22 protein-coding genes and 2 tRNA genes are annotated in these 25,329 nt (G+C 70.6%); 20 read left to right on the plus strand and 4 right to left on the minus strand.

Features of this window, described 5'->3' with window-relative positions; all coding sequences use genetic code 11:
• The first annotated feature begins 40 nt into the window (after window positions 1–40).
• The 3 genes from AW27_RS22035 (at window position 41) to AW27_RS22045 (ending at window position 2,822) form a co-directional block, all read left to right on the plus strand.
• On the plus strand, window positions 41–526 hold the full coding sequence (locus AW27_RS22035) for a ribose-5-phosphate isomerase (protein ID WP_037923704.1): 486 nt from the start codon (window positions 41–43) through the stop codon (window positions 524–526).
• Window positions 527–633: 107 nt separating this feature from the next.
• Window positions 634–1,443 (plus strand): Fpg/Nei family DNA glycosylase, encoded by an 810-nt coding sequence (locus AW27_RS22040; protein WP_037923706.1) that lies wholly within the window; start codon window positions 634–636, stop codon window positions 1,441–1,443.
• A 236-nt stretch (window positions 1,444–1,679) separates the two neighbouring features.
• Window positions 1,680–2,822 (plus strand): PP2C family protein-serine/threonine phosphatase, encoded by a 1,143-nt coding sequence (locus AW27_RS22045; protein WP_037923709.1) that lies wholly within the window; start codon window positions 1,680–1,682, stop codon window positions 2,820–2,822.
• A gap of 362 nt (window positions 2,823–3,184) precedes the next feature.
• Here AW27_RS22045 and AW27_RS22050 read toward each other — a convergent pair whose 3' ends face one another.
• A complete protein-coding gene (locus AW27_RS22050) occupies window positions 3,185–3,796 on the minus strand; it encodes a DUF4232 domain-containing protein (protein WP_052030864.1) in 612 nt (203 codons plus the stop codon).
• 108 nt (window positions 3,797–3,904) lie between these two features.
• On the opposite strand from AW27_RS22050, the gene AW27_RS22055 reads away from it, so the two are divergent.
• The 3 genes from AW27_RS22055 to AW27_RS22065 all read left to right on the plus strand — a co-directional run bounded on the left by AW27_RS22055 (window position 3,905) and on the right by AW27_RS22065 (window position 6,095).
• On the plus strand, window positions 3,905–5,293 hold the full coding sequence (locus AW27_RS22055; RefSeq protein WP_037923712.1) for a pyridoxal phosphate-dependent decarboxylase family protein: 1,389 nt from the start codon (window positions 3,905–3,907) through the stop codon (window positions 5,291–5,293).
• Window positions 5,290–5,745 (plus strand): HD domain-containing protein, encoded by a 456-nt coding sequence (locus AW27_RS22060; RefSeq protein WP_037923714.1) that lies wholly within the window; start codon window positions 5,290–5,292, stop codon window positions 5,743–5,745. The genes AW27_RS22055 and AW27_RS22060 overlap by 4 nt, the downstream gene beginning before the upstream one ends.
• Window positions 5,746–5,900: 155 nt before the next feature.
• On the plus strand, window positions 5,901–6,095 hold the full coding sequence (locus AW27_RS22065; RefSeq protein ID WP_037923717.1) for a hypothetical protein: 195 nt from the start codon (window positions 5,901–5,903) through the stop codon (window positions 6,093–6,095).
• A gap of 195 nt (window positions 6,096–6,290) precedes the next feature.
• Here AW27_RS22065 and AW27_RS22070 read toward each other — a convergent pair.
• Window positions 6,291–6,361: transfer RNA gene (locus tag AW27_RS22070), tRNA-Gly, on the minus strand.
• A gap of 168 nt (window positions 6,362–6,529) precedes the next feature.
• On the opposite strand from AW27_RS22070, the gene AW27_RS22075 reads away from it, so the two are divergent.
• The 5 genes from AW27_RS22075 to clpX all read left to right on the plus strand — a co-directional run bounded on the left by AW27_RS22075 (window position 6,530) and on the right by clpX (window position 11,246).
• Window positions 6,530–6,606: transfer RNA gene (locus AW27_RS22075), tRNA-Pro, on the plus strand.
• A gap of 151 nt (window positions 6,607–6,757) precedes the next feature.
• Window positions 6,758–8,152 carry a trigger factor gene (gene tig / locus AW27_RS22080; protein ID WP_037923720.1) on the plus strand — a complete coding sequence of 465 codons (1,395 nt, stop codon included), beginning with the start codon at window positions 6,758–6,760 and terminating at the stop codon, window positions 8,150–8,152.
• Window positions 8,153–8,463: 311 nt separating this feature from the next.
• Window positions 8,464–9,081: an ATP-dependent Clp protease proteolytic subunit gene (locus AW27_RS22085; protein ID WP_030760907.1), complete on the plus strand. Its 618-nt coding sequence runs from the start codon at window positions 8,464–8,466 to the stop codon at window positions 9,079–9,081.
• 56 nt (window positions 9,082–9,137) lie between these two features.
• Window positions 9,138–9,806: an ATP-dependent Clp protease proteolytic subunit gene (locus AW27_RS22090; RefSeq protein WP_030649987.1), complete on the plus strand. Its 669-nt coding sequence runs from the start codon at window positions 9,138–9,140 to the stop codon at window positions 9,804–9,806.
• A 153-nt stretch (window positions 9,807–9,959) separates the two neighbouring features.
• The gene (gene clpX, locus AW27_RS22095; RefSeq protein ID WP_030840753.1) at window positions 9,960–11,246 is read left to right on the plus strand and encodes an ATP-dependent Clp protease ATP-binding subunit ClpX; all 1,287 of its coding nucleotides are present in this window, start codon (window positions 9,960–9,962) and stop codon (window positions 11,244–11,246) included.
• A 63-nt stretch (window positions 11,247–11,309) separates the two neighbouring features.
• On the opposite strand, the gene AW27_RS22100 is transcribed toward clpX, so the two are convergent.
• Complete coding sequence (locus tag AW27_RS22100; RefSeq protein WP_037923726.1) at window positions 11,310–12,248, minus strand: hypothetical protein; 939 nt, start codon at window positions 12,246–12,248, stop codon at window positions 11,310–11,312.
• Window positions 12,249–12,375: 127 nt separating this feature from the next.
• On the opposite strand from AW27_RS22100, the gene AW27_RS22105 reads away from it, so the two are divergent.
• Together AW27_RS22105 and AW27_RS22110 are read left to right on the plus strand one after the other, a co-directional pair.
• Window positions 12,376–14,997: a valine--tRNA ligase gene (locus tag AW27_RS22105; RefSeq protein ID WP_037923727.1), complete on the plus strand. Its 2,622-nt coding sequence runs from the start codon at window positions 12,376–12,378 to the stop codon at window positions 14,995–14,997.
• 251 nt (window positions 14,998–15,248) lie between these two features.
• Window positions 15,249–16,397, plus strand: coding sequence for a sensor histidine kinase (locus AW27_RS22110; RefSeq protein ID WP_037924365.1), 1,149 nt, complete (start codon window positions 15,249–15,251; stop codon window positions 16,395–16,397).
• A 56-nt stretch (window positions 16,398–16,453) separates the two neighbouring features.
• Here AW27_RS22110 and AW27_RS22115 read toward each other — a convergent pair whose 3' ends face one another.
• On the minus strand, window positions 16,454–17,497 hold the full coding sequence (locus tag AW27_RS22115; protein WP_052030866.1) for a rod shape-determining protein: 1,044 nt from the start codon (window positions 17,495–17,497) through the stop codon (window positions 16,454–16,456).
• A gap of 117 nt (window positions 17,498–17,614) precedes the next feature.
• On the opposite strand from AW27_RS22115, the gene folC reads away from it, so the two are divergent.
• From folC to mrdA, 7 genes are all read left to right on the plus strand, one after another.
• Window positions 17,615–19,153, plus strand: coding sequence for a bifunctional tetrahydrofolate synthase/dihydrofolate synthase (gene folC / locus AW27_RS22120; RefSeq protein ID WP_037923729.1), 1,539 nt, complete (start codon window positions 17,615–17,617; stop codon window positions 19,151–19,153).
• Between the two features lie 4 nt (window positions 19,154–19,157).
• Window positions 19,158–19,526 (plus strand): DUF4233 domain-containing protein, encoded by a 369-nt coding sequence (locus tag AW27_RS22125; protein ID WP_037923731.1) that lies wholly within the window; start codon window positions 19,158–19,160, stop codon window positions 19,524–19,526.
• 90 nt (window positions 19,527–19,616) lie between these two features.
• Window positions 19,617–20,027: a nucleoside-diphosphate kinase gene (gene ndk, locus AW27_RS22130; protein WP_037923734.1), complete on the plus strand. Its 411-nt coding sequence runs from the start codon at window positions 19,617–19,619 to the stop codon at window positions 20,025–20,027.
• A 296-nt stretch (window positions 20,028–20,323) separates the two neighbouring features.
• Window positions 20,324–21,343, plus strand: a complete 1,020-nt coding sequence (locus AW27_RS22135) for a rod shape-determining protein (protein WP_030008578.1) — start codon at window positions 20,324–20,326, stop codon at window positions 21,341–21,343.
• 132 nt (window positions 21,344–21,475) lie between these two features.
• Window positions 21,476–22,423, plus strand: coding sequence for a rod shape-determining protein MreC (gene mreC, locus AW27_RS22140; protein WP_037923737.1), 948 nt, complete (start codon window positions 21,476–21,478; stop codon window positions 22,421–22,423).
• 13 nt (window positions 22,424–22,436) lie between these two features.
• Window positions 22,437–23,144, plus strand: a complete 708-nt coding sequence (gene mreD, locus AW27_RS22145) for a rod shape-determining protein MreD (protein ID WP_037923739.1) — start codon at window positions 22,437–22,439, stop codon at window positions 23,142–23,144.
• A gap of 13 nt (window positions 23,145–23,157) precedes the next feature.
• Window positions 23,158–25,329, plus strand: a complete 2,172-nt coding sequence (mrdA, locus tag AW27_RS22150) for a penicillin-binding protein 2 (protein WP_037923740.1) — start codon at window positions 23,158–23,160, stop codon at window positions 25,327–25,329.

Here is a 25,329-nt window from a genome sequence, read left to right on the forward strand (position 1 = left end):
CACTGCGGGCGGTCGCGGCTCCTCGTGCCACACTCGTCCCATGCGCGTGTACCTCGGATCCGACCATGCCGGCTTTGAGCTCAAGAACCACCTCGTGGACTGGCTCAAGAACAACGGCCACGAGCCCGTCGACTGTGGCCCCCACATCTACGACGCGGTGGACGACTACCCGCCGTTCTGCCTCCGCGCCGCGGAGAAGACCGCCGCGGACTCCGGCAGCCTCGGCATCGTGATCGGCGGCTCCGGCAACGGCGAGCAGATCGCCGCGAACAAGGTCAAGGGCGTCCGCGCCATCCTGGCCTGGAGCGTCCAGACCGCCCAGCTCGGCCGTGAGCACAACAACGCCAACGTCATCTCGGTCGGCGGCCGCATGCACACGCAGGAAGAGGCCGTCAGCTTCATCGAGGCCTTCCTGGCGACCCCGTACTCCGACGAGGAGCGCCACACCCGCCGCATCGACATGCTCTCCGCCTACGAGCAGACCGGCGAGCTCCCCCCGATCCCGGCCCACCACCCGCAGGGCTGATCCCGCTTCCGGCCGTGCCACCCGCGGAGCGGGGTGGCACGGCCGTCGTCTTCCCCCTCACCGTCTCCCTTCTCCGTCTTCTTCCCCCATCCGCCGAGGAGCGCGCAGTGCCCGAGGGGCATACGATCCACCGCCTCGCCAAGGACCACCTGGAACGGTTCGCCGGGCGGCAGGTCGCCGTCAGCAGCCCCCAGGGCCGGTTCGCCGAGAGCGCCGCCCTCCTCGACGGCCGGATCCTGGACGGCGTCGACGCGCACGGCAAGCACCTCTTCCTCGGGTTCGAGGGCGGCGGGTGGATCCACATCCACCTCGGCCTCTTCGGCACGTACGCGCTCGGTCCCGCACCGGCCCCGCCGGCCACCGACACCGTCCGGCTGCGCCTGGCCAACGACGCGTACTTCTCCGACCTGCGCGGCCCGACCACCTGCGCCTGGATCACCGACGCGGAGAAGGCCGCGACCAGTGCCCGCCTCGGCCCGGACCCGCTGCGCAGCGGCGACGATCCCGACCGGGCCTGGGCCCGCATCTCCCGCTCCCGCACCACCGTCGCCGCGCTGCTCATGGACCAGAAGGTCGTCGCGGGCGTCGGCAACGTCTACCGCGCCGAGGTCCTCTTCCGGCACGGCATCGACCCGTACCGCCTGGGCAGGGACCTCACCCGCGCGGAGTGGGACGCCCTGTGGGAGGACCTGGCCGTCCTGATGCGCCAGGGCGTGCGCGACAACCGCATCGACACCGTCCGCGACGAGCACCTCCCCGAGGCCATGGGCCGCCCGCCGAGGGTGGACGACCACGGCGGAGAGGTGTACGTCTACCGGAGGGCGAACATGCCCTGCCACATCTGCGGCGGCGAGATCCGCACCGCCGGTCTCGCCGCGCGCAACCTCTTCTGGTGCCCCACCTGCCAGCGGAACTAGGGCCCGTCGCACCCCAGGGCGAACGGGAGCACCTCCGCCGCACGTCCGTTCGTACGGCCGTACCGGGCATCCAGCCCATCAGTCTGCAAAACATCCAATAGGTGCATCTCCAGAGCCATGCGGTCATCACCGCCGGGGCATTCCGTGACGACCCCGGCGTTTCCCGGCGCCGCCCGGTTCCAGGTGCGGGGGTACCCCTGCGCATTCACAGCCGGGATGGATAAGGTCCCGAAGCAATGGCCCGAGCACATGTGGAGACCCTTCTGGCCCGGATGCGCAAGCGGTCGCACCGGGGCCGCACCGCCCTGCGCAAATCCGCCGTCGACTACTTCCGCGGAGACGCCTCCGACTGGCTCGCCTTCGGCGGGCTGCTGCTCACCGTCCCCGCCATAGCCTTCGGCACGCTGATGCTGCCCGTCTGGTTCTCGCCGGCGGCGCTCGTCCTGCCGATCGTCGCCGGCGGCCTCCTGCTGCGCCCCGCCAGCCTCCTCGCCCTGTACGCCGCCTCCGCCGCAGCACTGATCGTCGAGGCGCTCGTGCTCGGTCCCTACACCCAGGGCCCGGCGCGCGTCACCCCCGGTACGGTGCTGGTCGTCGCGGCCTGCGGGTTCTTCGGACTGCTCATCGCGCAGTTCCGCAGCCGTGTCGGCGTGCCCTGGCGGCGCGGCGGCACCATGCTCTTCGACCTGCGCGAGCGCATCCGGGTACAGAGCAAGCTGCCCGCCCTGCCGCGCGGCTGGCACCGTGAGATGGCCCTGCGCCCGGCCGGCGGCCAGTCCTTCTCCGGCGACTTCGTGGTCGCGGCCCGTACCAACGGAGGTCGCACCCTGGAGATCGTCCTGACCGACGTCTCGGGCAAGGGCATGGAGGCCGGCTCCCGGGCCCTGCTGCTGTCCGGCGCCTTCGGCGGCCTGCTCGGCGCACTGCCGCCCAACGGCTTCCTGCCCGCCGCGAACGGTTACCTGCTCCGCCAGGACTGGGACGAGGGCTTCGCCACCTCCATCCACCTCGTGCTGGACCTGGAGACCGGCGACTACGAACTCCTCTCGGCCGGCCACCTCCCCGCGCTCCAGCTCTGCGCCGGCACCGGCCGATGGCAGGAGAAGTCCGGCGAGGGCCCGCTGCTCGGCGTCTACGACGGCGCCGAGTTCACCCCCGCCCGCGGCAACCTCCGCCGGGGCGACGTCCTGATGCTCTTCACCGACGGCCTCGTCGAGACCTCCGACCGCGAGATCAGCGAGGGCATCGACCGCCTGACCGGCGAGGCCGACCGCTACGTCTCCGCCGGCTGGCACGGAGCGGCCTGGCACCTGATCGAGAAGGTCGCCAAGGACGTCAACGACGACCGCGCCCTGCTCCTCATCCGCCGCTCGCCCTGATCCGCGCGGGGGTTCGTCCCGTCCGGGCCGCCCCGCCGACTCCGGGCCGATGCACGGCCGCCGCCCACGGACTGCGCGAGAGGCCGGCCGGCCCGGTGACGGTCACCGGCACCGGGCCGGCCGGCCCCTCCCCGATGTCGCCCTGCCGCGAGGTCCGGCATGCCCGGACCTCCTCCGGCGCCCCCTCCAGCACCCCCGGCGCGAGGCAGCGAGGTCCCGAAAGCAGCCGTGGAGACTGGGCGGCCGCATCCGCTGCGGCCGACCCCGACGTGCCGCGGTTCGCCCGCGGCGCTTCCGGTCGGCCGCCGGTGCGTGGCGGGGCGGCCTGTGTCCCGCCGCCGCAGGGGCCGCCCGGCGACCGGTCACCCGGCCGCCGCCCTCCACGGTCCGAGCCCCAGCCTGCCGGTGTTCCCGAGGTCGACCGGCCGGGCGAGCCGGAGCCGCAGCCGGGGCGCGCCCGGGCGGGGCTCGACCTCCACGACCGGCGCCGTCACGGCCCCCACCGCCGCGTCGGTCACCAGATTGCGCCACACCATCGACACGGTCGCCGCCCGGCCCGGCGCCAGCGTCACCCGCTGCGGCGGCGCGTCGATGTCCGGCGCGCCCGAGGTGATCCCCGCCGCGCCGTGCTGGACCGAGACGTCCACCGGTTCGTTGCGGCCGTCCCACAACGACACCTGCGGGTATCCCTCCAGCACGTACGGCTCCGTGCCGCAGTTCTCCAGTCGGAAGCCCGCCACCCGCAACCCCATCGCCGCGTTCCCGTCCGTCTCCACCAGCCGTACCCCGCCCTCCGGGCACGTCCCGGCGGACGCGGACGGCGGTGCGGACACCGTCCCGCCCGGCCGCTCCGCCGCCCGCACCGGCCCCGGCGCGGGCGGCGGAGCCGGCGGGGTGGAGCACCCCGCGACCCCCGCCACCACGCCCGCCACGCCCACGGCCACCACGTTCCGCACCCACCGCTTCGCGATCATCCGCCGAGCCTACGGCGCCCCCGCCGGGCGGTGCCCGATCGGTACGGGCGGGCCACCCGTCCCGGATTGGCCCGCCCGCGCGGCCGGCCCGGGTCCTACCGTGCCTCCATGGACCGCACGCTCGCCGCCGACCTCGCCCGGCTCCCCGACCTGCTCGACGCCACCCGCCGCGCCGCCGCCGAAGCGCTCGCCGCCCTGGACGGGCGCGTCGTCGTACCATCCGCCCCGGAGCCGCCGGCCCCCGAACCGCTCCCCGGGCCCGGCACCGGCACGGAGAGCGCACTCGCCGCGTTCCGCGAACGCTGGGAACCACGGCTGTCGGCCTCCGCAGGCCCCCGCTACTTCGGCTTCGTCACCGGCGGCGCCACCCCCGCGGCGCTCGCCGGGGACTGGCTCACCGCAGTCCACGACCAGAACTCCAACTCCTCGATGGACGGCGCCGGCCAGGACCTCGAACGCGAGACCGTGGGCTGGCTCCGCGAGCTGTTCGGTCTCTCCGACGCGCACACCGGCACCTTCGTCAGCGGCGCCACCATGTCCAACACCACCGGCCTCGCCATCGCCCGCGAATGGCTCGGCGAGCGCCTCGGTGTGTCCCCGGCCGAGGACGGCGCCGCATCCCTCGGCCCGGTCCGCGTCCTGTCCGGCGCCCCGCACTCCTCCATCGCCAAGGCCCTCTCCTTCCTCGGCCTCGGCCGCAGCTCCCTCGTCCCGGTCCCGACCCTGCCCGGCCGGGAGGCCGTCGACCCCGCCGCCCTCGACCGGGCGCTGGCCGACACCCCCGGCCCGGCGGTGGTCGTCGCCAACGCGGGCACCGTCAACACCGTCGACTTCGACGACCTCCCCGCCCTCGCCGCACTCCGCCCGCGCCACGACTTCTGGCTGCACACCGACGCCGCCTTCGGCGCCTTCGCCGCGCTCTCCCCGCACCACGCGCACCTCACCGAAGGCCTCGACGCCTCCGACTCCGTCTGCGTCGACCTGCACAAGTGGCTCAACGTCCCCTACGACAGCGCCGTCCAGTTCACCCGCCGGCGCGACCTGCAGGCCCGCGTCTTCCAGAACTCCGCCGCCTACCTCGGGCCCCTCGGCGAACACCCCGACCTCGTCCACCTCACCCCGGAGAACTCCCGCCGACTGCGCGCCCTCGCCGCCTGGTTCACGCTGCGCGCCTACGGCCGACAGGGCCACCGGGAGATCGTCGAGCGCAACATCGCCGGCGCCAGGGCCCTGGGCGCGGCGCTGGAGGAGGACTCCGCCTTCACCCTCCTCGCCCCCGTCCGCCTCAACGTCGTCTGCTTCACCCTCGCCCGAGACCCCGACCCGGCGCGTCTGACCGCACTGCGCGAGGCGCTGTCCGCCGAGGCGTTCGTCACCCCGACCGTCCACGAGGGAACCGCAGGGCTGCGCGCCGCGTTCTCCAACTGGCGTACGACGCAGGCAGATGTCCACAGGACGGTCCGGGCCCTGCGCGCGGCGGCGAGGGAGATCGCATGACGAGCAGTTCCCTGACCCTCCAAGAGGTCGAGGCCCTGGCGCGCGGTGCGCACGGGGGCCGGACCGACAAGGCCGGCAGGCCGTACGCCGAGCACCTCGCGGCCGTCGCGGAGGGGGTGCGCGTCCGCGGCGGCACGCCCGAACAGCAGGCGGCGGCCTGGCTGCACGACGCGATCGAGGACGAGGCGCTCAGCCTCACCTGGCTGGATTCCGCCGCTCTCCCGCAGTCCGTGAAGGACATGGTCCTCGCCGTCACCAAGCGGCCCGGCGAGCCCGTCGAGAGCTACGCGGCCCGCATCCTGGCCACCCCGGGCGCCCTGCTCGTCAAAGAGGCCGACCTCGCGCACAACGCCGACCCCGTACGTCTCTCCGTACTGGACGGTCCCACCCGCGAACGACTGTCCGTGAAGTATGCGTATGTCCGTTCCCTCCTGGGCCTCACTGCCCCCTGAGCCCCTTCGCTCACGGCCGTTGGCGAAAACGGAACAGCGGCCTTTCGTCACGGGGCGTATGACTGTGGTCCGTTGGTGGGAGGATGGTCCATGTGGGGGCATTCTCGGCCGTGCGCCCCCGGCCGACCAGGGGACGACCGAAGGTGTGATCAGAAGTGGCCATTTCGCTGTCAGTGGTGGTTCTGTTGGGGGTCATCCAGGTGGTGCTGATCCGTGGCAACCACATCAAGACGGGCCCCGCCATCGTCGCCGCCCTCTTCGGTTTCTTCCTGGCGTCCAGCTCGATCGCGGACGACGTGAACCGTTTCCTCAACTCCCTCGCGACGATGATCGCGAACATCAGGCTCTGAGGCCCGGCGGCATGACGCCGCAGGGCGCCCGGGTCGCCGCCCCGAAGGGGCCGGGCCCGCGGACCCGGGAGCGGAATCCCCGGCAGGCGGCTGCGGGAGCCGGTGCGCCGCACCCGCCCGCGCCGTACCCGGACCCGGGAACGACCAAGGGCCAGGTCGAGGAGATGTCCTCTGACCTGGCCCTTCGGTACTCAGAGCGGGCGACGGGAATCGAACCCGCGTAGCTAGTTTGGAAGACTAGGGCTCTACCATTGAGCTACGCCCGCATTGCGTGCGCCGCAGGTCCTGGGACCGCGGCACGGACAGCATCCTAGCGGGTCGTTCCGGTCGCGTGCACACCACATTCCGTGCCCGCGCCGATGCCTGTCCGAAATGGCTCTGGAAACACCGCGCATCAGAGGGTCTCCGGGCATGTACCCTACGTGTCGCACCGACGGGGTGTGGCGCAGCTTGGTAGCGCGTCCGCTTTGGGAGCGGAAGGTCGTCGGTTCGAATCCGGCCACCCCGACCACCACAAGATCGCGTTGTGGGCTGATTGCCGCTTGCGGCTACTATGCAAGCTGCGTGCCCGTGTGTCTGATGTACCGGGCCGAAGTCCGCCGGGCCGCTGATTCCAGCGAGACGGCAGATCCCCCAGCAGTCAGCCACAAGGAGACCGAACCGTGAAGAGCGCCGTTGAGACCCTGAACCCGACGCGGGTTCGGCTCACTGTTGAGGTGCCCTTCGAGGAGCTCAAGGACAGCCTCGACGCGGCGTACAAGAAGATCAACCAGCAGGTCACGGTGAAGGGCTTCCGCAAGGGCAAGATCCCCGCCCGCGTCATCGACCAGCGCTTCGGCCGCGGTGCGGTGCTGGAGGAGGCCGTCAACGACGCCCTCCCGAAGTTCTACACCGAGGCCGTCAACGAGGCCGACCTGAACCCGCTGGGCCAGCCCGAGGTCGACATCACCGAGCTGAAGGACGGCGAGCTGCTGGCCTTCACCGCCGAGGTCGACGTGCGTCCCGAGATCGAGATCCCGGACTACTCGGGCATCGAGGTCGAGGTCGACGCCATCGAGGTCTCCGACGAGGACGTCGAGAAGTCCGTCGAGCAGCTGCGCAACCGCTTCGCGTCCACCAAGGACGTCGAGCGTGCCGCCGCCGAGGGTGACGTCGTCACGCTCGACCTGGAGGCCAAGGTCGACGGCGAGGTGCTGCCCGACGGCGTCGCCTCCGACGTCTCCTACACGATCGGCTCGGGCGAGCTGCTCGAGGGCATCGACGAGGCCGTCACGGGCCTGGAGGCCGGCGGCGAGGCCACCTTCACCTCCCAGCTGAAGGGCGGCTCCGCCGAGGGCAAGGACGCCGAGGTCACCGTCAAGGTCTCCAAGGTCTCCGCCAAGGAGCTCCCGGAGCTGGACGACGAGTTCGCCCAGATGGCCAGCGAGTTCGACACCCTTGAGGACCTCAAGGCGGACAGCCGCAAGCGCCTCGAGAACATGAAGCAGTACGACCAGGCCACGCAGGCCCAGGAGCGCGTCCTGGAGAAGCTGCTGGAGCTCGTCGAGGTGCCGATCCCCGAGAAGCTGCTCGAGGACGAGGTCAACACCCGCAAGCACAACCTGGAGCACCACCAGCTCGGCCAGATGGGTCTTGACCTGGCGAAGTACCTGGAGTTCCAGGGCAAGACGGTCGAGGAGTTCGACGCCGAGACCAAGGAACAGGCGATCAAGGGCATCAAGACCCAGTTCGTCCTGGACGCCCTGGTCAACAAGGAGAAGCTGGGCGTGAACCAGGAGGAGCTCACCGAGCACCTCATGCGCCGTGCCTCCTCCTCCGGCATGTCCCCCGACCAGTTCGCCCAGGCCGTCGTCGAGGGTGGCCAGGTCCCGATGCTGGTCGGCGAGGTCGCCCGCGGCAAGGCCCTCGCGGTCGTCGTCGAGGCTGCCAAGGTCGTCGACACCAACGGTGACGTCGTGGACCTCTCCGACGAAGAGGACGAGGTCGAGACGGCCGCCGAGACCGTCGAGGCCGCCGTCGACGGCGACGACGAGGTCAAGGCCGACGAGGCCAAGTAACACCCCGGGCGAAAGCCCGCTGAGCAGTGCCCCGAAGGGCCCGGACGCGACCTGCGTCCGGGCCCTTCGGCGCGGTTCCCGCGCCGCCCGCACACCGTTTCCGCGCGGCCCCCACGGGGCCGCCGGAGCTTGCGCTCCGAGCGAACAGTTCGGGAAGCGGGATGGCGTTGTCCGACCTGCGCGTTAGGGTCCATGAATACGAGGGCACGTGAGTATCCGGGCGCCGGCGGACCAGTCCGCTCCGGCTGCACCGCGCCCCAGAACGAGACGCTGAGACGGCACATGGCCGTCGGAGACGAGCAGGTGGATACGTGACGAATCTGAAGCCTTACGCCGCGGGTGAGCCGTCCATCGGTGGCGGCCTCGGCGACCATGTCTACAACCGGCTGCTCGGCGAGCGCATCATCTTCCTCGGCCAGCAGGTCGACGACGAGATCGCGAACAAGATCACTGCGCAGCTCCTGCTCCTGGCCGCCGAGCCGGAGAAGGACATCTACCTCTACATCAACAGCCCCGGTGGCTCGGTGACGGCCGGCATGGCCGTCTACGACACCATGCAGTACATCCCCAACGACGTCGTGACCATCGGCATGGGCATGGCGGCCTCGATGGGGCAGTTCCTGCTCACCGGTGGCGCCAAGGGCAAGCGCTTCGCCCTGCCGAACACCGACATCCTGATGCACCAGGGCTCCGCCGGTATCGGCGGCACCGCGTCGGACATCAAGATCCAGGCCCAGTACCTGCTGCGCACGAAGCAGCGGATGGCCGAGATCACCGCGTTCCACTCGGGCCAGACCGTCGAGGCGATCATCCGCGACGGTGACCGCGACCGCTGGTTCACCTCCGAGGAGGCCAAGGAGTACGGCCTCATCGACGAGATCATCTCGGCCGCGTCCAACGTTCCGGGCGGCGGCGGCACCGGGGCCTGATCCCCGTAGCCACCCGTCAGTACCCGGCAGCCGACAGCCCGCAGAACGCCACCAGGATGGTGAACACCCAGATGCAGAACAACTTCTCCGCGAGCGGCCTCTACTCCGGCCCGCAGGTGGACAACCGCTACGTCATCCCGCGCTTCGTCGAGCGCACCTCGCAGGGCGTGCGTGAGTACGACCCGTACGCGAAGCTCTTCGAGGAGCGCGTGATCTTCCTCGGCGTGCAGATCGACGACGCCTCGGCCAACGACGTCATGGCGCAGCTGCTGTGCCTGGAGTCGATGGACCCGGACCGCGACATCTCGATCTACATCAACAGCCCCGGCGGCTCCTTCACCGCGCTGACGGCGATCTACGACACGATGCAGTTCGTGAAGCCGGACATCCAGACGGTCTGCATGGGCCAGGCGGCCTCCGCCGCCGCGGTCCTGCTCGCCGCCGGCACCCCCGGCAAGCGCATGGCCCTGCCCAACGCCCGCGTGCTGATCCACCAGCCCTCCGGCGGCACCGGCCGCGAGCAGCTCTCGGACCTGGAGATCGCGGCCAACGAGATCCTGCGCATGCGCGACCAGCTGGAGACCATGCTGGCCAAGCACTCCACGACGCCGATCGAAAAGATCCGCGACGACATCGAGCGCGACAAGATCCTCACGGCCGAGGACGCCCTCGCGTACGGCCTGATCGACCAGATCATCTCCACCCGCAAGAGCAACAAGCTCTGACCCTTGCCGCCAGTTGGCGCGGGCACACCGCCGGATTCGGCGATGTGAACCACGTCAAGGGGGCCCCGCACGGGGCCCCCGGCAAGGTACCGTCGGATATGAGGCACCAGGAGCGCTGAACCAGGCGTCTCCCAGGCGAAGGGGAAGCACCTCGTGGCACGCATCGGTGACGGCGGCGACCTGCTCAAGTGCTCGTTCTGCGGAAAGAGCCAGAAGCAGGTGAAGAAGCTCATCGCAGGACCCGGTGTGTACATCTGCGACGAGTGCATCGACCTCTGCAACGAGATCATCGAAGAGGAGCTCGCGGAGACCTCCGAGGTCCGGTGGGAGGAACTCCCCAAGCCCCGCGAGATCTACGAGTTCCTGGAGAGCTACGTCGTCGGCCAGGAGCCGGCGAAGAAGGCGCTCTCGGTAGCGGTCTACAACCACTACAAGCGGGTCCAGGCCGGCGAGAACGGCGGCGCGCAGGGCCGCGAAGACGCCATCGAGCTCGCGAAGTCCAACATCCTGCTGCTGGGTCCCACGGGCTCCGGCAAGACGCTCCTCGCGCAGACCCTGGCCCGCATGCTGAACGTCCCGTTCGCCATCGCCGACGCGACGGCGCTGACGGAGGCCGGGTACGTCGGCGAGGACGTCGAGAACATCCTGCTGAAGCTGATCCAGGCCGCCGACTACGACGTCAAGAAGGCCGAGACCGGGATCATCTACATCGACGAGATCGACAAGGTCGCCCGCAAGAGCGAGAACCCGTCGATCACGCGCGACGTGAGCGGCGAGGGCGTGCAGCAGGCCCTGCTGAAGATCCTGGAGGGCACGACGGCTTCGGTGCCGCCGCAGGGCGGCCGCAAGCACCCGCACCAGGAGTTCATCCAGATCGACACGACGAACGTGCTCTTCATCGTGGGCGGCGCCTTCGCCGGCCTGGAGAAGATCATCGAGTCGCGTGCCGGCGCCAAGGGCATCGGCTTCGGGGCGACGATCCGCTCCAAGCGCGAGATCGAGGCCAGCGACCAGTTCCAGGAGGTCATGCCGGAGGACCTGGTGAAGTTCGGGATGATCCCCGAGTTCATCGGCCGTCTCCCGGTCATCACCTCGGTCCACAACCTGGACCGCGAGGCCCTGCTCCAGATCCTCATCGAGCCGCGCAACGCGCTGGTCAAGCAGTACCAGCGACTGTTCGAACTCGACGGTGTCGAGCTGGACTTCGAGCGCGAGGCCCTGGAGGCCATCGCGGACCAGGCGATCCTCCGCCAGACGGGCGCCCGCGGCCTGCGCGCCATCATGGAAGAGGTCCTGATGTCGGTGATGTACGAGGTCCCGTCCCGCAAGGACGTGGCCCGCGTGGTCATCACGGCGGACGTGGTCCGCTCCAACGTCAACCCGACGCTGGTCCCGCGCATCGTCCCGAAGGACCAGGGCCCGCACGAGAAGTCGGCCTAGCCGCACGGCAGTACGCGAAAGGGGCGCCCCGACCGGGGCGCCCCTTTCGCGTACTGCCGTGCGCTACATCTTGACGCGGGCGGTGCTGTAGAGCTTGGCGGCCAGTTCCGCGGTCTGCTCCTGGTTGTAGCCCGGCTTGCCGGCGAGGATGGACGCCACGTCCGTGGCGCTGACCATCGCCAGCGTGCTGTAGTCGCCCCAGATGCAGATCGGGAGGGTGGCCTCCTTGGGGCCCTTCGTGTTCGCCTCCTTCGCGGTGAACTTGACGTCCTGGCACTTCATGACGGCGCCCTCGAAGCCGGCCGGGGTCACCGCCTTGGGGGTGCCCACGAGTTCGACGTCGGACTTGCCGTCCTTGGCGCTCTCCAGCTTGGCCATGGCGAAGTAGCCGTCCACGGTCTTCTCCGGGTCGGCGATCTCGCCGTAGACGCCCGAGAAGTTGAGGCCCTTGGCGCTGAGCGGGTTCTTGGGGTCGCCCGCCTGGTAGTTCATGGCCGCCTTGGTCGGGTTCTTGATGCCCGCGGCCTCGGCCTCCGCCTTGTCCTTGTCGGTGAAGGGCTTGTCCTTGTACTTCGGGTCCTTCTTGAAGTCGTCCACCGACTCCGGGGCGACCAGCTTGTAGCCCTTGGTGTCGGCCGAGACGGAACCGCTCGGGCCGCCGCCCAGGAGATACCAGCCGCCGCCCGCGATGACCGCCACCGCGACGACCGCCGCGATGATCACGCCGGCCTTGGACTTCTTCGGCGGCTCGGTGCCGTACGGGGCCTGCTGCGGGTAGCCGTAGGCCTGGGTCGGCGGCTGCTGGGGGTAGCCCTGCGGGGGGACGCCCGGCTGCTGGGGGTAGCCGTAGCCCGGCTGCGGGGGCGCGGGCTGCCCGTAGGGGCCCGGCTGCGGGGGCTGGCCGTAGGGGCCGGGAGGCGGCGGGGGCTGCTGCCCGTACGGTCCCGGCTGCTGAGGCTGCTGAGGCTGCTGTCCGTAAGGCCCCGGCTGGTTGTAGCTCATCCCGCGTCCCCCTCTGAGGTTGCTTATGCGTTCCTCACATCCTGACCGAAGCCGGAGCCCGTCAGGGCGCCGGGCCCCTCCACAACCGGTTTCATGACTGGACTGTTACGGCCCTAAACTGAGCCCCGTGACCGAGAACACGCAGACACCCAGTAGCCCCGACTCCGAACTGCCGACCGCCTACACGCCGGCCGATGTAGAGGGCAAGCTCTACGAGCGCTGGGTAGAGCGTGGGTACTTCACGGCCGATCCCGCGAGCGAGAAGCCCCCGTACACCATCGTCATCCCGCCGCCGAACGTCACCGGCTCCCTCCACCTGGGACACGCCTTCCAGCACACCCTCATGGACGCCCTGACCCGCCGCAAGCGGATGCAGGGTCACGAGGCGCTGTGGCTGCCCGGCATGGACCACGCCGGCATCGCCACCCAGAACAAGGTCGAGCAGCAGCTCGCCGAGGAGGGCAAGTCCCGCCACGACCTCGGCCGTGAGGCGTTCGTCGAGCGCGTCTGGCAGTGGAAGGAGGAGTACGGCGGCAAGATCCTCGGCCAGATGCGGCGCCTCGGCGACGGCGTCGACTGGTCCCGTGAGCGCTTCACCATGGACGAGGGCCTGTCCAAGGCCGTCCAGACCATCTTCAAGAAGCTCTACGACGACGGCCTGATCTACCGGGCCGAACGCATCATCAACTGGTGCCCGCGCTGTCTGACGGCCATCTCCGACATCGAGGTGGAGTACCAGGAGGACGCGGGCGAGCTCGTCTCCATCCAGTACGGGGAGGGCGAGGACACCCTCGTCGTCGCCACCACCCGCGCCGAGACGATGCTCGGTGACACCGCCGTCGCCGTCCACCCGGACGACGAGCGCTACCGGCACCTCGTCGGCAAGCAGATCAAGCTGCCGCTGACCGACCGCACCATCCCGGTCGTGGCGGACACGCACGTCGACCCGGAGTTCGGCACCGGCGCCGTCAAGGTGACCCCGGCGCACGACCCGAACGACTTCGCCATCGGGCAGCGCCACGGCCTGCCCAACATGACGATCATGGACGAGCACGGCGTCATCACCGTCCACGGCCCCTTCCTCGGCCTGGACCGCTACGAGGCCCGTTCCGCGGTCGTCGGCGCGCTGCGCGAGCAGGGCCGCATCGTCGCCGAGAAGCGCCCGTACCTGCACTCCGTCGGGCACTGCTCGCGGTGCAGCACCACCGTCGAGCCGCGTCTTTCGCTGCAGTGGTGGGTCAAGGTCGAGACCCTCGCCAAGGCCGCCGGCGACGCGGTCCGCGACGGCCGTGTCGCGATCCACCCGGTCGAGATGGAGAAGCGCTACTTCGACTGGGTCGACAACCTCAACGACTGGTGCATCTCGCGCCAGCTGTGGTGGGGTCACCGCATCCCGGTCTGGTACGGCCCGGACGGCGAGGTCGTCTGCCTCGGCCCCGACGACGAGGCGCCGACCGGCGAGGGCTGGACGCAGGACACCGACGTCCTCGACACCTGGTTCTCCTCCGGTCTGTGGCCGTTCTCCACGCTCGGCTGGCCGGAGAAGACCCCGGACCTGGCGAAGTTCTACTCCACCGACGTCCTGGTCACCGGCCACGACATCATCTTCTTCTGGGTGGCCCGGATGATGATGTTCGGCCTGTACGCCATGGACGGCGAGGTCCCCTTCAAGACGATCGCGCTGACCGGCCTGGTCCGCGACGAGCGCGGCAAGAAGATGTCGAAGTCCTTCGGCAACGTCGTCGACCCGCTGGACTGGATGGACAAGTACGGCTCCGACGCCGTCCGGTTCACCCTGGCCAAGGGCGCCAACCCCGGCACCGACGTCCCGATCGGCGAGGACTGGGTCCAGGCGTCCAGCAAGTTCGCCAACAAGATCTGGAACGCCACGCGCTTCGCGCTGATGAACGGCGCCACGATCGAGGGCGAGCTGCCGCCGGCCGAGCGGCTGTCGGCGACCGACCGCTGGATCCTCTCCCGCCTGAACAAGACGATCGCGCAGGTCGACGCGTACTACGAGGACTTCCAGTTCTCGAAGCTCAGCGAGGCGCTCTACCACTTCGCGTGGGACGAGGTCTTCGACTGGTACGTCGAGCTGTCGAAGACGACCTTCTTCGCGGGCGGCGAACAGGCGAAGGTCTCCGCGCGGGTCCTCGGTGAGGTCCTCGACGTCATGCTGCGCCTGCTGCACCCGGTGGTCCCGTTCGTCACCGAGACCCTGTGGACCACCCTCACCGGCCGCGAGTCGCTGGTCGTCGCCGACTGGCCGAAGGACAGCGGCTTCCGTGACGACGCCGCCGAGTCCGAGATCGGGAGCATCCAGACGCTCACCAAGGAGGTCCGCCGCTTCCGCAAGGAGCAGGGCCTCGACGACAAGCAGAAGGTCCCGGCCCGTCTGGACCTGACCGGCACCGCGCTGGCCGCCCACGAGGCCGCCATCCGCCAGGTGCTGCGCCTGCAGCCCGAGGGCGACTCCTTCAGCGCCACCGCGACCCTCCCGGTCGCCGGCGCCACGGTCGCGCTCGACCTGTCGGGCACCATCGACGTGGACGCCGAACGCAAGCGCCTGACCAAGGACCTCGGTGCCGCGGAGAAGGAGAAGCAGCAGGCCGAGGCGAAGCTCGGGAACGAGGCCTTCCTCGCCAAGGCCCCCGACAACGTCGTGGACAAGATCAAGGGCCGGCTGGCCAAGGCCGAGGCGGACATCGCCCGGATCCAGGCCCAGCTGGAGACCCTGCCGGCCGCATAGGGCCGGCCGGACGTCGCGCGGCAGCCGGGACTTCCGCGACACGTCCCGGCAGCCGCCGGAGCTCGACGAGGGCCCCCGTCACCGGACTCCGGTGGCGGGGGCCCTCGCCGTACGCGGGTGCACGGCGGGCCCGCGGCATCCGCGCGGCCGCGGCCCGCGCGGACCTCAGGCCTGTCCGAAGTGCCCTACATCACGGTGTTTCCCTGCGGGCTGGACCTCATCCGCCGCGCCGACCACGGATGATGGAGGGCATGCACGTGAAGCCCCTCGCCCCGGTGTTCCGCCGGTGGGTGGCTGCCGGCCGCCGGACGGCCGGCACCTGGGCCGGTTCGCCGCGGGCGGTCGACGTGCTCACCGCTCTGGGCTGTCTCGGGCTGATGGCCCTGGACCTGCCGGGGCTGGCGGCCGCCGACAACTCGCTGAGCGGACCCGCCGCGGCCGTCGTGCTCGCTCTGGGCTGCACGACCCTGCTGGTGCGCCGCCGGCTGCCCTGGGTCTCGTACCTGGTCGCGCTGTTCTTCATCGGGTGGCTGCACGAGCTGACCCTGATCCAGTTCGCGCTCTACTCGGTCGGCCGCTTCCGCGGGCGCCGGGCGGGGATCCTGGCGACGCTCGCATACGTCGCCTTCGCCCTGGTCATGTTCTGGGTGCCGGGCTGGCCCGAGCCACAGGGGCAGCGGCTCAGCGGCTTCCTCAGCATCGTCGTGCCCATCGGCGCGCTCGCCTCGGCCGTGGGCATCGCCGCGTACCGGCACGACCTGGTGCGGGAGCTGACCGCCCGGCGGGCCGAGTCCGCCGTGTTCCGGGCCGTCCAGCAGGAGCGCGTCTCCGTCGCCCGCGACGTGCACGACTTCGTCGGCCGGGAGCTGACCATGCTCACGGTGCGCTCCGAGGTGCTGTCGGTACGGGCGCGCGGGACGGCGCACGCGAAGGACTTCGAGGAGCTGGCCGACTCCGCGCGCCGGGCCCACCTGGTGCTCAACGAGATCATCGTGCAGCGGGGCGAACGGGCATCGACCCCGGGTGTGGAGGGGCTGCCGGAGCTGGCGGAGCAGAGCGGACGGGCCGGTTCGCCCGTCCGGCTGGCCATGGACGAGGAAGTGCACCGGCTGTCGCCGCTGCGGCAGGCGGCGGTCTACCGGGTGGTGCAGGAGTGCCTGACCAACGCCGCCAAGCACGCGCACGGGGAGACCATCGACGTGTCGATCGCGGCGGACGGCCCGCGGCTGCGGATCGCCGTCAGCAACGCCCTGCCGGCCCGCACCCCGGGCCGGAGCCCGGTCTCGGCGGGCTCCGGCACGGCGAGCATGTCCGAGCGCGTCCGCAGCCTGGGCGGCACCTTGACGGCGACCCGCACGGACGACGCGTACGAGGTCGTCGCCACCCTGCCGCGCGGCTGAGGGCCGTCCCCCGGTTCCCGGCGGTCGCACGGCGCAGGCTGCGGCGCCGCGCCGGGTCAGGCCGGCGTCAGCAGGCCGTCGAGGCTGTCCAGGTCCTCCACGCAGCGGCCGGAGCCCAGCGCCACACAGTGCAGCGGGTGGTCGGCCACGAAGACCGGGATGCCGGTCGCGGAGGCCATGCGCAGGTCGAGGCCGGGCAGCAGGGCGCCGCCGCCGGTCAGGACGATTCCGTGCTCCATGACGTCACCGGACAGCTCCGGCGGGCATTCCTCCAGCGTGCCGCGGACCGCCGCGATGATCGCCCCGACCGGCTCGTCGAGGGCGGCGCGGACGTCGGCCGCGCCCAGGGCGAGCGTCTTCGGCATGCCGCCGACCTTCTGGCGGCCGCGCACGGTGAAGGTCGCCGTCTCCCGTTCGGGCCGGTCCGGTACCGGCCAGGCCGATCCGATGGCCAGCTTGGCCTGCTCGGCGGTGCGCTCGCCGATGAGCAGCGCGTGCTCCCTGCGCACGTGCTCCGTGATCGCCGCGTCGAGCCGGTCGCCGCCGACGCGCAGCGAGCGGGAGGTGACGATGCCGCCGAGGGAGATGACGGCGACCTCGGAGGTGCCGCCGCCGATGTCCACGACCATGGAACCGCGCGGTTCCGCCACGGGAAGACCGGCGCCGATCGCGGCCGCCATCGGCTCCTCGATGAGGTGCACGGTCCTGGCGCCGGCCCGGGTGGAGGCGTTGACGAGGGCCCGCCGTTCGACCGGGGTGACGCCGGAGGGCACGCAGACGACCATCCGGGTGCGGGGCCGCCGCCCGGGCACGGCCTTGCGCACGAAGTGCCGGATCATCTCCTCGGCGGCCTCGTAGTCGCAGATCACGCCGTCCTTGAGGGGGCGGACCGCCGTGATGGAACCGGGGGTGCGGCCGATGGTCTCCTTGGCGTCCGCCCCGACGGCCAGGGCGGTGGCGGTGCCCGCTCTGACGGCGACCACGGACGGCTCATCGAGGACGATTCCCTGCCCCCGCGCGTAGACCAGGGTGTTGGCGGTTCCCAGGTCGATGGCTATGTCGCGGCTGGACGCTGTCTTGTTGCTGCTGGCCTGCGGCATTTGTTCCCCAATCTGCTGCTCGCAAGGCTTGCACGGAGATCAGGGCGCTCCGCCCGCCGGAGGTCCCGAAGCGCCCGGGCCGAAAGTCCTCCCGGTGGCCGTCCGTAGACTGGCCCTGTGAGTGACCAGCAGCCCGAGAACCACGACCGCCACGACGACGAAGACCGCACCGGCGCCTTCGACGAGTTCGACCAGATCGTCGCGGAAGAGTCCGACCGCGACCCCGACCTGGCGGTGATCGAGGCCGGCAGCCGCACCCTGCGCGCCCACGCCGGGCCGCCCCAGGGGGACCCGGTGCCCGCCCGACCCGTCGACCCGGAGGTGGCGAGGGCGCTGCTGGAGGTGGAGCAGGAGCTCTCCACCCGCTGGGGGGAGACCAAGCTGGAGCCCTCGGTGTCGCGGATCGCGGCGCTGATGGACGTACTGGGCGAGCCGCAGCGCGCGTACCCCTCCATCCACGTCACCGGGACCAACGGCAAGACCAGCACGGCCCGCATGATCGAGGCCCTGCTGAACGCCTTCGAGCTGCGCACCGGCCGCTACACGAGCCCGCACGTGCAGTCGATCACCGAGCGGATCAGCCTCGACGGGGCGCCGATCGAGGCCGAGCGGTTCGTGGAGACCTACCACGACGTCAAGCCGTACGTGGAGATGGTCGACGCCGCCGAGGAGTTCCGGCTGTCGTTCTTCGAGGTGCTCACCGGGATGGCCTACGCGGCCTTCGCGGACGCCCCGGTGGACGTCGCGGTGGTCGAGGTCGGCATGGGCGGCAGCTGGGACGCGACCAACGTCATCGACGGCTCCGTCGCCGTGGTCACCCCGATCAGCCTGGACCACACCGACCGACTCGGCTCCACGCCCGCTGAGATCGCCGTGGAGAAGGGCGGCATCATCAAGCAGGACGCGACCGTGATCCTGGCGCAGCAGCCGGTGGACGCGGCCCAGGTGCTGCTGAAGAGGGCCGTCGAGGTCGATGCGACGGTGGCCCGCGAGGGCATGGAGTTCGGCGTGGTCTCGCGCGAGGTCGCGGTCGGCGGGCAGCAGCTGACGCTGCGCGGCATGGGCGGCGAGTACGACGACGTCTTCCTCCCGCTGTACGGCGCCCACATGGCGCACAACGCGGCGGTGGCGCTGGCCGCGGTCGAGGCATTCTTCGGGGTCGGCGGGCAGCACGCCCGGGTGCTGGACGTGGAGACCGTGCGCAAGGCCTTCGCCTCGGTGACCTCGCCCGGCCGCATGGAGGTCGTGCGGCGCAGCCCGACGGTGATCCTGGACGCGGCGCACAACCCGGCGGGGGCGGCGGTCACCGCGGAAGCGGTCACCGAGGCGTTCGGCTTCAGCCGGCTCATCGGCGTGGTGGCCGCGAGCGAGGACAAGGACGTCCGCGGGGTGCTGGAGGCCTTCGAGCCGATCTTCGCCGAAGTCGTGGTCACGCAGAACTCCAGTCACCGGTCGATGGGCGCGGACGAGCTGGCGGCCGTGGCCGTGGAGGTCTTCGGCTCGGACCGGGTGCAGGTGGAGCCGCGGCTGGACGACGCCCTGGAGGCGGCGATCACGCTGGCGGAGGAAGAGGCCGAGTACGGAGGGGCCGGGGTCCTGGTGACCGGTTCCGTGATCACGGTGGGCGAGGCCCGCCTGCTGCTGAAGAGGGGTTGAGGGGATGCGCACGCTGTGTGCGAGCACGCTGATCGGCGAGTTCTTCGTGATCGGCTTCGCCGGACTGGTCGCCATGAAGGACCCGGACCTGAGCCAGGCCGCGGTCTGGACGGTGTGCGGGGTCTCGATGCTGCTGTCGGTGCTGCTGTGCGGCATGCTCGCGCGCCCCGGGGCGGTGCAGCTGGGCTGGGCCCTGCAGATCGGTCTGATCGCGAGCGGTTTCGTCGTCCCGACGATGTTCTTCCTCGGCGCGGTGTTCGCCGGGCTGTGGTGGTGCTCCGTGCACTACGGCCGGAAGGTCGACTCGATCAAGGAGCGCTGGGCCGCCGCGCAGGAGGCCGCCGCCGCGTCCGGGGCGCCCGACACCGCCTGACGGATCCCCGGACCACCCGGGCGGCGAGGCCGCCCCGGACGGCCCTGTAGATTCGCCCTACCGCACCCGTATGCCGCAAGGAGCCGCAACATGACCCAGCGCACCCTCGTCCTGCTCAAGCCCGACGCCGTCCGTCGCGGCCTGGTCGGCGAGATCATCGGCCGCATCGAGCGGAAGGCCGGCTGGACCATCCCCGCACTGGAGCTGCGTACGCTCGACCAGGAGACCCTGGATGCGCACTACGGCGAGCACAAGGGCAAGCCCTTCTACGAGCCGCTCATGGGCTTCATGTCCAGCGGGCCGGTCGTGGCGCTGGTCGTCGAGGGGGAGCGGGTCATCGAGGGCGTCCGCCAGCTGGCCGGTCCCACCGACCCGATCGCCGCGGCGCCCGGCTCCATCCGGGGCGACTTCGGCACCATCACCCGGGAGAACCTGATCCACGCCTCGGACTCCGAGGAGTCCGCCGAGCGCGAGCTGAAGCTCTTCTTCCCCGCGCTCTGATCAGTCCCTCCTGACGAGACATCAGCCGAATAGCGCTCATGACCTGGGGCGACCGAAGTAATTTCGGTCGCCCCAAGGTATTTCCGGGCCCGGGCGGGAACGCCTGGGCAGGACACGTCGTCACCAGTAAGGGGGCGGGTATCCATTCCGGCGGGATTGCCGGAGTCCCGTCGCGCGGTGTCGGTACAACCGTGACTACGATGGGGCCTCCACCCACACACCCACCTCGCCGACCTGACAGCAGCCGCTATCAACTGGAAGGCCAGACGCTCCTCATGGGGAACAAGGGGAACAACATGTCGTTCATCGGCCGTGACATGGCGATCGACCTCGGGACCGCCAACACGCTGGTGTACGTGAGGGGCCGGGGGATCGTCCTGAACGAGCCGTCCGTGGTCGCCATCAACACGAACACCGGCGGCATCCTGGCGGTCGGCTCGGAGGCGAAGAAGATGATCGGGCGCACGCCCGGCAACATCGTCGCCGTACGGCCCCTCAAGGACGGCGTGATCGCCGACTTCGAGATCACCGAGCGTATGCTCCGGTACTTCATCCTCAAGATCCACAAGCGCCGCTACCTGGCCCGTCCGCGCGTCGTGGTCTGCGTGCCCTCCGGCATCACGGGAGTCGAGCGCCGCGCGGTCATCGAGGCGTCCACGCAGGCCGGCGCCCGCCAGGTGCACATCATCGAAGAGCCCATGGCCGCCGCCATCGGCTCGGGCCTGCCCGTCCACGAGGCCACCGGCAACATGGTCGTGGACATCGGCGGCGGCACCACCGAGGTCGCCGTCATCTCCCTCGGCGGAATCGTCACGGCACAGTCCATCCGGGTGGCCGGCGACGAGCTCGACAACGCGATCATCCAGCACATCAAGAAGGAGTACTCCCTCCTCCTCGGTGAGCGGACGGCCGAACAGATCAAGATCACCATCGGCTCGGCGTACGACCTCGACAAGGACGAGCACACCGAGATCCGCGGCCGGGACCTGGTCTCGGGCCTGCCGAAGACGGTCGTCATCTCGGCCGCCGAGGTCCGCAAGGCCATCGAGGAGCCGGTCAACTCCATCGTCGACGCGGTCAAGACGACGCTCGACAAGTGCCCGCCGGAGCTCTCGGGCGACATCATGGACCGCGGCATCGTCCTGACCGGCGGCGGCGCCCTGCTCCGCGGCCTCGACGAGCGGCTGCGCCGTGAGACCGGCATGCCGATCCACATCGCCGAGGACCCCCTCGACTCCGTCGCGCTCGGCTCCGGCAAGTGCGTCGAGGAGTTCGAGGCCCTCCAGCAGGTCCTGGACGCCCAGCCCCGTCGCTGACCGCCCTCCCGCCGGGGGAGGGACTGAGCGGAACACAAGGATCCGCCGTACGGGTGCTACCGGGCCCGTACGGCGGATCGTTGATATACAGGCAAAACGAGAATTCCGACGAGGAAGGCACGGCCGCCGCACGTGAGGGACACACGAGAAAGCCGGCTGCTCCTGGTGCTTCTGATCGCCATCGCGTTCGCGTTGATCACGGTGGACATCAGGGCAGGCGAGGAGTCGCCGGTCGACGGTGCCCGACAGGCCGCCGCAGCGGTCTTCGGGCCGGTCGAGGAAGGTGTGGCGACCGCGGTCGATCCGGTCGCCAACGCCATAGGGGCGGTCAGGGACTCCGGGAAGCGCCACAACCGCATCGCCGCACTGGAGCGCGAGAACGCGGCCCTGAAGGCCAAGCTCGGCAGCGAGGACCAGACCCGCAGCCGTATCCACGAGCTCGACGAGATGCTCAAGCGGGCCGGCGCGGGACAGTACGGCATCAAGGGCGCCGAGGTCATTGCCATAGGAGCGGCCCAGGGCTTCTCCTGGACCGTCACCATCGACGCCGGCAGCAAGGACGGCATCGAACGCGACATGACCGTCCTCAACGGCGACGGGCTCGTCGGCCGCGTCACCACCGTCGGACCCGACACCTCCACCGTCGTCCTCGCCAACGACCCCGACTTCACCGTCGGCACGCGCCTGGAGAAGACCGGCGAACTCGGCTTCGCCACCGGACAGGGCGATCGCGCCCTGTCCGTCCAGATGCTCAACGGCAAGGCCAAGGTCAGCCCCGGCGACCGGCTCGTCACCTTCGGCTCGCGCGGCAACAAGCCCTTCGTGCCCGGCGTCCCGATCGGCGAGGTCGTCAAGGTCGACCCCTCGCGCGGCGACCTGACCCGCACCGTCTGGGTCCGGCCGTTCGTCGGCTTCTCGCGCCTGGACATCGTCGGGGTCGTGGTCATGCCGCCGCGCGAGGACCCGCGCGACGCCGTCCTGCCGCCCAAGCCCGAGGCCCCCAAGCCCATCCCGACGGTCACCGTCACGGTCACCCCGTCCGGGTCCGCCAGCCGGCTCGCCCAGCCGGCCGACGACTAGGAGCCGACCCCGCATGCGCTTCAACCGGATCCTGCTCTCGGCCACGCTCGTCGTGGTCGCCCTCGTCATCCAGGTCACCGTTTTGGGCCGGCTCCAACTGCCCGGCGCCGTACCCGACCTGCTGCTCCTCACCGTGGTGTCCCTCGCACTCGTGTACGGGCACGTCAGCGGCGCGCTCATCGGCTTCGGCGCCGGACTCCTCGCCGACCTGGCACCGCCCGCCGACCACGCGGTCGGCCGGTACGCGCTCGTCCTGTGCGTCATCGGCTACGTCGTCGGACTGGTCCGGCCCGACGGCGGCCGGTTCCGCTCCGCCTGGGGCCCGATGCTGGCCGTCGTCGCCGCCGCGATCGGCTCCACGCTGCTCTACGCCAGCGTGGGTGCGCTGGTCGGCGACACCGCCGCCCGCCACGTCGGCCTGACCGGGCTGATGTTCACCGCCACCCTCTACGACCTGCTGCTCGCTCCGTTCACCGTGCCGTGGATCATGGCGCTGGCCCGCAAGGCCGAGAACGACCCGATGGCCGTCGAGGCGGGTGGCGGCCCCGGCAACAAGACCGCCGACGTCTCCGCCGGCTGGCTGGCCGGCGGTACCGGCCTGAGCATCGGCAACCAGCGCGGCGGCCTGCGCATGAAGACCGCGCGGTCCCGCGCCAACAAGGCGGTCCGCATAAAGGGCGTCAAGCCGGCCAAGGGTGTGAAGAGCGCCAAGAAGCTGTGAGGGAGGAGCAGACGTGACCAACGTCCCGGAGACCGGCCGCACCTCCCGGGTGCAGATCAGGCTCGTCATCATGCAGGTCCTCGTCTTCTCGATGCTCGTCACCCTCGGCGGCCGGCTCTGGTTCCTCCAGATCCGCAACGGCGCGGAGTACTACCACGAGGCCAAGAGCAACCACGTCCAGCGGGTGGTCCAGCCCGCCGTGCGCGGCTCGATCCTCGACGCCCGCGGGGTCCCGCTCGCCGACAACGAGACCCGCCTGGTCGTCTCCGCCAGCCGCACCGCGCTGATGAAGATGAAGGACAAGGGCAAGGGCGTGATGACCCGCCTCGCCGACGTCCTGGACATGACCCCCAAGGAGGTCATGGACAAGGTCCGGCTCTGCGACTCCCAGACCCCCAAGCCCTGCTGGAACGGTTCGCCCTACCAGCCGATCCCGGTCACCCTCGAAGCCACCACCCAGCAGGCGCTCCAGCTGCGCGAGCGCCCGGAGGAGTTCCCCGGCATCACCGCGGAGCCCACCGCCGTCCGCCGCTATCCCGCCCCCGGCGGCGCCCGTACCTCGCAGGTGCTCGGCTACCTCTCGCCCGTCACCGACGACGAGATCCAGAAGGCCAAGGACACCGACTCCCCGCACCTGCGCTCCGACCAGGTCGGCCGCTCCGGGATCGAGCGCACCTACGACCGGGAGCTGCGCGGCAAGGCACAGGTCACCTCCTACGAGGTCGACAACCTCGGCCGGGTCATGGGACAGACCAGGTCCGATCCCGGAATCGCCGGATCCACCCTCGTCACCAGCATCGACGCCCGGGTCCAGGCCGTCGCCGAGTTCGAGCTCCAGCAGGCCATGAAGGTCGTCCGCAACGAGACCGACAACATCACCGGCCGCAAGTACGAGGCCGACTCGGGCGCCGTCGTCGTCATGGAGGCCAAGACGGGCCGCATCGTCGCTATGGCCTCCCAGCCCGACTACGACCCGAACGCCTGGGTCGGGGGCATCTCCGGCACCGACTACGCCAAGCTCACCAGCAAGAGCTCCAACTACCCGCTGCTCAACCGGGCCATCCAGGGCATGGCCCCCGCCGGCTCCATCTTCAAGGTGGTCTCCGCGAGTGCCGCCGTCCGGGCCGGCTACAAGTTCAACGACAAGTACAACTGCAGCAGCTCCTACAGCCTCGGCGGCCGCAGCTTCGCGAACTTCGAGTCCAAGGGCCACGGCCCCATCACCCTCGGCGAGGCCCTCAAGTTCTCCTGCAACACCGTCTTCTACGCCCTCGGGCACAAGGAGTGGCAGCGCGACGGAGGGCTCAGCCCCAAGAAGGACGCCCACGACTGGTTCTACCGGACCGCCCGCGAGTTCGGGCTCGGCTCCGAGACCGGGGTCGACCTGCCGAACGAGGTCAAGGGCCGCATCCCCGACCGCCAGTGGAAGCAGAGCTTCTGGGCGGCCAACAAGGACTCCTGGTGCAAGCAGGGCAAGCGGGGCGGCACCTACGTCGAGCAGATCGCCTACGAGAGCTGCCTCGAAGGCAACCAGCTCAAGGCCTACGACAGCATCAACTTCGCCATCGGCCAGGGAGACGTCCTGGTCACCCCCATCCAGATGGCCACCGCCTACTCCGCCATCAGCAACGGCGGCACCCTCTACAACCCCACCGTCGGCAAGGCCGTGATCAGCCCGGACGGCAAGCGCATCGAGATGATCAAGCCCCAGTCCCACGGCAGGCTGCCGATCGGCGCCCAGACCATCGCGGACCTCGACAAAGGGTTGCGCATGGTCGTCGAGCCCGGCGGCACCGCCGCCTGGCGCTTCGGAGGCTGGCCCCAGGACAAGATCCCGATGCACGCGAAGACCGGTACCGCCCAGGTCTACGGCAAGCAGACCACCTCGTGGCTGGCGACCTACACCAAGGACTTCACGATCGTCATGACGATCTCCCAGGGCGGCACCGGCTCCGGAGCCTCCGGACCCGCCGTCCGCAACCTCTACAACGCCCTCTACGGTCTGACCATGGACGGGAAGCAGGACCTGAAGACGGCCCTGCTGCCGGCCCCGGAGGCGAAACTGCCCAGGATCAACCCCGACGGCTCCATCGATTCCCCGGAGATCCGGCCGTACGTACCGCCGTCCCCGGAGGAACCGGAACCGCCGGCACTCGCCGGGCCTCCCCCGACACGGCACGACTGA

This window comes from Streptomyces sp. PCS3-D2 (assembly GCF_000612545.2).
Classification (GTDB): Bacteria; Actinomycetota; Actinomycetes; order Streptomycetales; family Streptomycetaceae; genus Streptomyces.